Source organism: Escherichia sp. GZ89 (assembly GCF_019366485.1).
Taxonomy (GTDB): Bacteria; Pseudomonadota; Gammaproteobacteria; order Enterobacterales; family Enterobacteriaceae; genus Escherichia; species Escherichia fergusonii.
Window position 1 is genome coordinate 1 of the sequence record NZ_JAEOHX010000027.1, and the last position, 6,724, is coordinate 6,724.

Consider the following 6,724-nt stretch of genomic DNA (forward strand, 5'->3'; position numbering starts at 1 on the left):
CCGCGGTTTCCATTATAAAATCCTCTTTGACTTTTAAAACAATAAGTTAAAAATAAATACTGTACATATAACCACTGGTTTTATATACAGCATAAAAGCTACGCCGCTGCATTTTCCCTGTCAAGACTGTGGACTTCCATTTTTGTGAAAACGATCAAAAAAACAGTCTTTCACACCACGCGCTATTCTCGCCCGATGCCACAAAAACCAGCACAAACATTACCGTTCTCAGACCTCATTATGTTTTACTGAAACTATGAGATGAGACATCTATGGGACACTGTCACTTTATGGCATGGCACACACTCCGGGACGCACTAAAAATGACAGGCAGATCGCGTTCACAGTTTTACCGTGATATGCGCGCAGGCCTTGTCAGTTACCGTACCGGCAGGGACGGACGACGGGAGTTTGAAACCAGTGAACTGATCCGGGCATACGGCGAATTAAAGCAGAATGAGACACCAGAAAGGCACAGTGAGGGACATGCAGAAAATCCACATGCTCAGCAGACAGAACGCATTCTCCGGGAGCTGAATGAGCTGAAACAATGCCTGACGCTGATGCTTGAGGATAAACAGGCACAGGATATGGATCGCAGACGCCAGGAAGCAGAACGGGAACAGCTACAAAATGAGATAGCCCAGCTCAGGCAGGCACTGGAACTGGAAAAGAAACGGGGATTCTGGTCCAGGTTGTTCGGTCGCTGAACGCTGTCAGAGACTGATGATAAAATAGTCTTCGGATAATAACTCACCGAGAATAAATACTTTAAGGTAGGGAGACACTCATGAGACGTACCGGAAACAAACTTTGTCTTATCGCCATGATAACAGCAACAGTAGCTCTCACAGCCTGTACCCCAAAGGGCAGCGTGGAACAACATACCCGGCATTACGTATATGCTTCTGATGACGGTTTTGATCCCAACTTTTCCACCCAAAAAGCCGACACAACACGAATGATGGTGCCTTTTTTTCGGCAGTTCTGGGATATGGGAGCTAAAGATAAAGCGACAGGAAAATCACGGAGTGATGTGCAACAACGCATTCAGCAGTTTCACAGCCAGGAATTTTTAAACTCACTCCGGGGCACAACTCAATTTGCGGGTACTGATTACCGCAGCAAAGACCTTACCCCGAAAAAATCCAGGCTGCTGGCTGACACGATTTCTGCGGTTTATCTCGATGGCTACGAGGGCAGACAGTAAGTGGATTTACCATAATCCCTTAATTGTACGCACCGCTAAAACGCGTTCAGCGCGATCACGGCAGCAGACAGGTAAAAATGGCAACAAACCACCCGAAAAACTGCCGCGATCGCGCCTGATAAATTTTAACCGTATGAATACCTATGCAACCAGAGGGTACAGGCCACATTACCCCCACTTAATCCACTGAAGCTGCCATTTTTCATGGTTTCACCATCCCAGCGAAGGGCCATCCAGCGTGCGTTCCTGTATTTCCGGCTGACGCTCCCGTTCCAGGGATAACACATGTTCGCGCTCCTGTATCAGCCGTTCCTCTCTTATCTCCAGTTCTCGCTGTATAACTGGCTCAAGCGTTCTGTCTGCTCGCTCAAGTGCTGCACCTGCTGACTCAACTGCATGACCCGCTCGTTCAGCATCGCGTTGTCCCGTTGCGTAAGCGAAAACATCTTCTGCAATTCCACGAAGGCGCTCTCCCATTCGCTCAGCCGCTGCATATAGTCCTGTTGCAGCTGCTCTAAGGCGTTCAGCAAATGTGTTTCCAGCTCTGTCACTCTGTGTCACTCCTTCAGATGTACCCACTCTTTCCCCTGAAAGGGAATCACCTCCGCTGATTTCCCGTACGGAAGGACAAGGAATTTCCTGTTCCCGTCCTGCACAAACTCCACGCCCCATGTCTTCGCGTTCAGTTTCTGCAATGTCTCTTCCTGCTTCCTGATTTCTTCCAGGTTCGCCTGTATCCTCCCTCCAAGATACCAGAGCGTCCCGCCACTCGCGGTAAACAGGAGAAAGACTATCCCCAGTAACATCATGCCCGTATTCCCTGCCAGCTTTAACACGTCCCTCCTGTGCTGCATCATCGCCTCTTTCACCCCTTCCCGGTGTTTTTCCAGCGATTTCTCTGTCGAGGCTGTGAACAGGGCTATAGCGTCTCTGATTTTCGTCTCGTTTGATGTCACAGCCTCGCTTATAGATTCGCCGAGCCTCCTGAACTCGTTGTTCAGCATTTTCTCTGTAGATTCGGCTCTCTCTTTCAGCTTTTTCTCGAACTCCGCGCCCGTCTGCAAAAGATTGCTCATAAAATGCTCCTTTCAGCCTGATATTCTTCCCGCCGTTCGGATCTGCAATGCTGATACTGCTTCGCGTCACCCTGACCACTTCCAGCCCCGCCTCAGTGAGCGCCTGAATCACATCCTGACGGCCTTTTATCTCTCCGGCATGGTAAAGTGCATCTATACCTCGCGTGACGCCCTCAGCAAGCGCCTGTTTCGTTTCAGGCAGGTTATCAGGGAGTGTCAGCGTCCTGCGGTTCTCCGGGGCGTTCGGGTCATGCAGCCCGTAATGGTGATTCACCAGCGTCTGCCAGGCATCAATTCTAGGCCTGTCTGCGCGGTCGTAGTACGGCTGGAGGCGTTTTCCGGTCTGTAGCTCCATGTTCGGAATGACAAAATTCAGCTCAAGCCGTCCCTTGTCCTGGTGCTCCACCCACAGGATGCTGTACTGATTTTTTTCGAGACCGGGCATCAGTACACGCTCAAAGCTCGCCATCACTTTTTCACGTCCTCCCGGCGGCAGCTCCTTCTCCGCGAACGACAGAACACCGGACGTGTATTTCTTCGCAAATGGCGTGGCATCGATGAGTTCCCGGACTTCTTCCGGATTACCCTGAAGCACCGTTGCGCCTTCGCGGTTACGCTCCCTCCCCAGCAGGTAATCAACCGGACCACTGCCACCACCTTTTCCCCTGGCATGAAATTTAACTATCATCCCGCGCCCCCTGTTCCCTGACGGCCAGACGCAGCCGGCGCAGCTCATCCCCGATGGCCATCAGTGCGGCCACCACCTGAACCCGGTCACCGGAAGACCACTGCCCGCTGTTCACCTTACGGGCTGTCTGATTCAGGTTATTTCCGATGGCGGCCAGCTGACGCAGTAACGGCGGTGCCAGTGTCGGCAGTTTTCCGGAACGGGCAACCGGCTCCCCCAGGCAGACCCGCCGCATCCATACCGCCAGTTGTTTACCCTCACAGCGTTCAAGTAACCGGGCATGTTCATCATCAGTAACCCGTATTGTGAGCATCCTCTCGCGTTTCATCGGTATCATTACCCCATGAACAGAAATCCCCCTTACACGGAGGCATCAGTGACTAAACAGGAAAAAACCGCCCTTAACATGGCCCGCTTTATCAGAAGCCAGACATTAACGCTGCTGGAGAAGCTCAACGAACTGGACGCAGATGAACAGGCCGATATTTGTGAATCGCTTCACGACCACGCCGATGAGCTTTACCGCAGCTGCCTCGCACGTTTCGGGGATGACGGTGAAAACCTCTGACACATGCAGCTCCCGGAGACGGTCACAGCTTGTCTGTGAGCGGATGCCGGGAGCTGACAAGCCCGTCAGGGCGCGTCAGCAGGTTTTAGCGGGTGTCGGGGCGCAGCCCTGACCCAGTCACGTAGCGATAGCGGAGTGTATACTGGCTTAACCATGCGGCATCAGTGCGGATTGTATGAAAAGTACGCCATGCCGGGTGTGAAATGCCGCACAGATGCGTAAGGAGAAAATGCACGTCCAGGCGCTTTTCCGCTTCCTCGCTCACTGACTCGCTACGCTCGGTCGTTCGACTGCGGCGAGCGGTACTGACTCACACAAAAACGGTAACACAGTTATCCACAGAATCAGGGGATAAGGCCGGAAAGAACATGTGAGCAAAAGACCAGGAACAGGAAGAAGGCCACGTAGCAGGCGTTTTTCCATAGGCTCCGCCCCCCTGACGAGCATCACAAAAATAGACGCTCAAGTCAGAGGTGGCGAAACCCGACAGGACTATAAAGATACCAGGCGTTTCCCCCTGGAAGCTCCCTCGTGCGCTCTCCTGTTCCGACCCTGCCGCTTACCGGATACCTGTCCGCCTTTCTCCCTTCGGGAAGCGTGGCGCTTTCTCATAGCTCACGCTGTTGGTATCTCAGTTCGGTGTAGGTCGTTCGCTCCAAGCTGGGCTGTGTGCACGAACCCCCCGTTCAGCCCGACCGCTGCGCCTTATCCGGTAACTATCGTCTTGAGTCCAACCCGGTAAGGCACGCCTTAACGCCACTGGCAGCAGCCACTGGTAACCGGATTAGCAGAGCGATGATGGCACAAACGGTGCTACAGAGTTCTTGAAGTAGTGGCCCGACTACGGCTACACTAGAAGGACAGTATTTGGTATCTGCGCTCTGCTGAAGCCAGTTACCTTCGGAAAAAGAGTTGGTAGCTCTTGATCCGGCAAACAAACCACCGTTGGTAGCGGTGGTTTTTTTGTTTGCAAGCAGCAGATTACGCGCAGAAAAAAAGGATCTCAAGAAGATCCTTTGATCTTTTCTACTGAACCGCGATCCCCGTCAGTTTAGAAGAGGAGGATGGTGCGATGGTCCCTCCCTGAACATCACGTATATAGTTAGCCTGATATCCAACAAGGAGGTTTATCGCGAATATTCCCACAAAAAATCTTTTCCTCATAACTCGATCCTTATAAAATGAAAAGAATATATGGCGAGGTTTAATTTATGAGCTTAAGATACTACATAAAAAATATTTTATTTGGCCTGTACTGCACACTTATATATATATACCTTATAACAAAAAACAGCGAAGGGTATTATTTCCTTGTGTCAGATAAGATGCTATATGCAATAGTGATAAGCACTATTCTATGTCCATATTCAAAATATGCTATTGAATACATAGCTTTTAACTTCATAAAGAAAGATTTTTTCGAAAGAAGAAAAAACCTAAATAACGCCCCCGTAGCAAAATTAAACCTATTTATGCTATATAATCTACTTTGTTTGGTCCTAGCAATCCCATTTGGATTGCTAGGACTTTTTATATCAATAAAGAATAATTAAATCCCTAACACCTCATTTATAGTATTAAGTTTATTCTTATCAATATAGGAGCATAGAATTCCTGTAACAATAGCAATACCCCAAATACCTAATGTAGTTCCAGCAAGCAAGCTAAAAAGTAAAGCAACAACATAACTCACCCCTGCATCTGCAGCTTTCTTCTCTAATGTAAGAAATAGTGGCTTCCAGTCACCTGTATCCTTAATTTTTAGGATATCAGATACCACATCATATCCAAAAGAAACATGCCCCGTAATCTTCAAGTACTTGGCAAACTGATCTAAATGTTTAGCCCAGTCATCATACTTCACCGATGCCAACGCATTAAAAATAGCATCACGATCGGCTTTGCTGAATTTCTTATTTAAAACATCCTTGTATTTTTCAAAAGCAGCGAGAGCTTCATTCACATTGCCGATTTTCTTACCTTTAGACTTATCAGCAAGTTCCTGTGCCATTTTCGAATATTTTTCACCATATTTTTCAGTCAGCGTTTGATAAAAGCTAACTGTTGCATCAACAGCATCCTTAATCTGTGAATTAAGGAGATTATTCTGTGCTTTTTTCAAATTTTCTTCAGCTTCATGAACACGAGCGATACCGGCATTACGATTATTACTGACCTGAGAAATAGCCTTCTGGATCTGAGTTATATCAGCATTTATCCGGTTAATACGTGTTTCTGATGCTGTTACCTGTTTTTGTTTTTCTTCTCTAATCTTACCGGCCCCAACCCGTCGTCTGGTTGCTTCAAAAAAAGGACGGTTCTGAAGCGGATCATTGGCTCTTGGTGATAGTTTTTTGACCAGCTCATCCAGTTCTTTATATTTAGCGGATGCCTGAGCCAGTTCATTTCGTTTTCCAGCGAGCGTTTTCATTTCTGCATCACGGGCATGGATACTGGAGCTTAAACGAGAATTGAGAGTCTTAATCTCTCCATCCATTTTCACCACTTCAGATTGTGCAGCAGAAAGTTTTTTTTGGGCGATCTCAACAGCTTTAGCTTCTTCACTCAATGCAGCCAGTCGTTTCTCTTCAGCTTCAGCCAGTTTCAACTGGCGTTCTGTTTCAGCCTTCTCCCGTTCAATCTCTTTACGTCGTTGTTCTGCTTCCTGAAAAGCCTTTTCTGCTGCTTCCGCTTCTTTACGGGCTTTTTCTTCTGCTTTCGCAAGGCGCAAACGCTCTGCTTCCGCCTGCATAGCTGCATTATTAGCATGAGCAAGCTCTGTTGCTGAAGGCGTACGTGAGGCATTGTGACGAAGAGCCTCATTCACGATATCCTTCAGGCGCTGAGTCAGCGCATCCCTGTTTGCCTTTGCTTTCGCCTGTGCTTCCGCTGCAGCTTTTGCCCGGGCAGCCTGCTCTGCCTGTGTTTTCTTTAATTGAGCAGTAGACCATTTAGCAGTTGCATGAATAGCTGCAGAACTTTCACTTTTACTGCCTCCTTTTCCACCTCCGCCGCCAGAGCCACTCCCGTCAGGAGTACCATTCAAAAGAGTAATAATTACCTGTCCCTTATCATCATAAGGAACACCATCTTTATAGTACGCTACCGCGGTTTCCATTATAAAATCCTCTTTGACTTTTAAAACAATAAGTTAAAAATAAATACTGTACATATAACCACTG

10 protein-coding genes and 1 pseudogene are annotated in these 6,724 nt (G+C 48.3%); 5 read left to right on the forward strand and 6 right to left on the reverse strand.

The features are described 5' to 3' along the window. Nucleotides 1-272: 272 nt before the first annotated feature. Both K0335_RS21770 and K0335_RS21775 read left to right on the forward strand, forming a co-directional pair. A complete protein-coding gene (locus K0335_RS21770) occupies nt 273-710 on the forward strand; it encodes an entry exclusion protein 1 (RefSeq protein WP_219394127.1) in 438 nt (145 codons plus the stop codon). 80 nt (nt 711-790) lie between these two features. Beyond that, nucleotides 791-1,210, forward strand: coding sequence for an Exc2 family lipoprotein (locus K0335_RS21775; RefSeq protein WP_001254967.1), 420 nt, complete (start codon nt 791-793; stop codon nt 1,208-1,210). Nucleotides 1,211-1,527: 317 nt separating this feature from the next. On the opposite strand, the gene K0335_RS21780 is transcribed toward K0335_RS21775, so the two are convergent. The 4 genes and pseudogenes from K0335_RS21780 to K0335_RS21795 all read right to left on the reverse strand — a co-directional run bounded on the left by K0335_RS21780 (nt 1,528) and on the right by K0335_RS21795 (nt 3,287). After that, nucleotides 1,528-1,761, reverse strand: a complete 234-nt coding sequence (locus K0335_RS21780; RefSeq protein ID WP_000137445.1) for an MbeD family mobilization/exclusion protein — start codon at nt 1,759-1,761, stop codon at nt 1,528-1,530. A 6-nt stretch (nt 1,762-1,767) separates the two neighbouring features. Next, the gene (locus tag K0335_RS21785; protein WP_219394129.1) at nt 1,768-2,286 is read right to left on the reverse strand and encodes an MbeB family mobilization protein; all 519 of its coding nucleotides are present in this window, start codon (nt 2,284-2,286) and stop codon (nt 1,768-1,770) included. Between the two features lie 367 nt (nt 2,287-2,653). Then, nucleotides 2,654-3,022, reverse strand: a pseudogene (locus K0335_RS22755) (hypothetical protein); the annotation flags it as partial. Next, nucleotides 2,964-3,287: a MobC family plasmid mobilization relaxosome protein gene (locus K0335_RS21795; RefSeq protein WP_000955999.1), complete on the reverse strand. Its 324-nt coding sequence runs from the start codon at nt 3,285-3,287 to the stop codon at nt 2,964-2,966. The pseudogene K0335_RS22755 and the gene K0335_RS21795, both read right to left, overlap by 59 nt. Before the next feature lie 63 nt (nt 3,288-3,350). Here K0335_RS21795 and K0335_RS21800 point away from each other — a divergent pair, with 63 nt between their 5' ends. Then, on the forward strand, nt 3,351-3,542 hold the full coding sequence (locus K0335_RS21800) for a Rop family plasmid primer RNA-binding protein (protein ID WP_000165985.1): 192 nt from the start codon (nt 3,351-3,353) through the stop codon (nt 3,540-3,542). Between the two features lie 669 nt (nt 3,543-4,211). Further along, nucleotides 4,212-4,370 (forward strand): replication initiation protein, encoded by a 159-nt coding sequence (locus K0335_RS22570; protein ID WP_071531517.1) that lies wholly within the window; start codon nt 4,212-4,214, stop codon nt 4,368-4,370. A gap of 198 nt (nt 4,371-4,568) precedes the next feature. On the opposite strand, the gene K0335_RS21805 is transcribed toward K0335_RS22570, so the two are convergent. Next, complete coding sequence (locus K0335_RS21805) at nt 4,569-4,706, reverse strand: colicin release lysis protein (RefSeq protein ID WP_217823865.1); 138 nt, start codon at nt 4,704-4,706, stop codon at nt 4,569-4,571. 47 nt (nt 4,707-4,753) lie between these two features. Here K0335_RS21805 and K0335_RS21810 point away from each other — a divergent pair, with 47 nt between their 5' ends. Next, nucleotides 4,754-5,095 (forward strand): colicin E1 immunity protein, encoded by a 342-nt coding sequence (locus tag K0335_RS21810; protein ID WP_000058760.1) that lies wholly within the window; start codon nt 4,754-4,756, stop codon nt 5,093-5,095. Here the strand turns inward: K0335_RS21810 and cea are convergent. Continuing rightward, entirely contained in the window at nt 5,092-6,660 is a 1,569-nt protein-coding gene (gene cea / locus K0335_RS21815; RefSeq protein WP_000447006.1) for a pore-forming bacteriocin colicin E1, read from the reverse strand. The two genes, K0335_RS21810 and cea, sit on opposite strands and share 4 nt — an antisense overlap. Nucleotides 6,661-6,724: the final 64 nt, after the last annotated feature.

Bases quoted from the DNA above. Each gene is read 5' to 3' on its own strand.
- K0335_RS21785 (WP_219394129.1), bottom strand. From the start codon at position 2,286: ATGAGCAATCTTTTGCAGACGGGCGCGGAGTTCGAGAAAAAGCTGAAA.
- K0335_RS21805 (WP_217823865.1), bottom strand. From the start codon at position 4,706: ATGAGGAAAAGATTTTTTGTGGGAATATTCGCGATAAACCTCCTTGTT.
- K0335_RS21775 (WP_001254967.1), top strand. From the start codon at position 791: ATGAGACGTACCGGAAACAAACTTTGTCTTATCGCCATGATAACAGCA.
- cea (WP_000447006.1), bottom strand. From the start codon at position 6,660: ATGGAAACCGCGGTAGCGTACTATAAAGATGGTGTTCCTTATGATGAT.
- K0335_RS21770 (WP_219394127.1), top strand. From the start codon at position 273: ATGGGACACTGTCACTTTATGGCATGGCACACACTCCGGGACGCACTA.
- K0335_RS21810 (WP_000058760.1), top strand. From the start codon at position 4,754: ATGAGCTTAAGATACTACATAAAAAATATTTTATTTGGCCTGTACTGC.
- K0335_RS21795 (WP_000955999.1), bottom strand. From the start codon at position 3,287: ATGCTCACAATACGGGTTACTGATGATGAACATGCCCGGTTACTTGAA.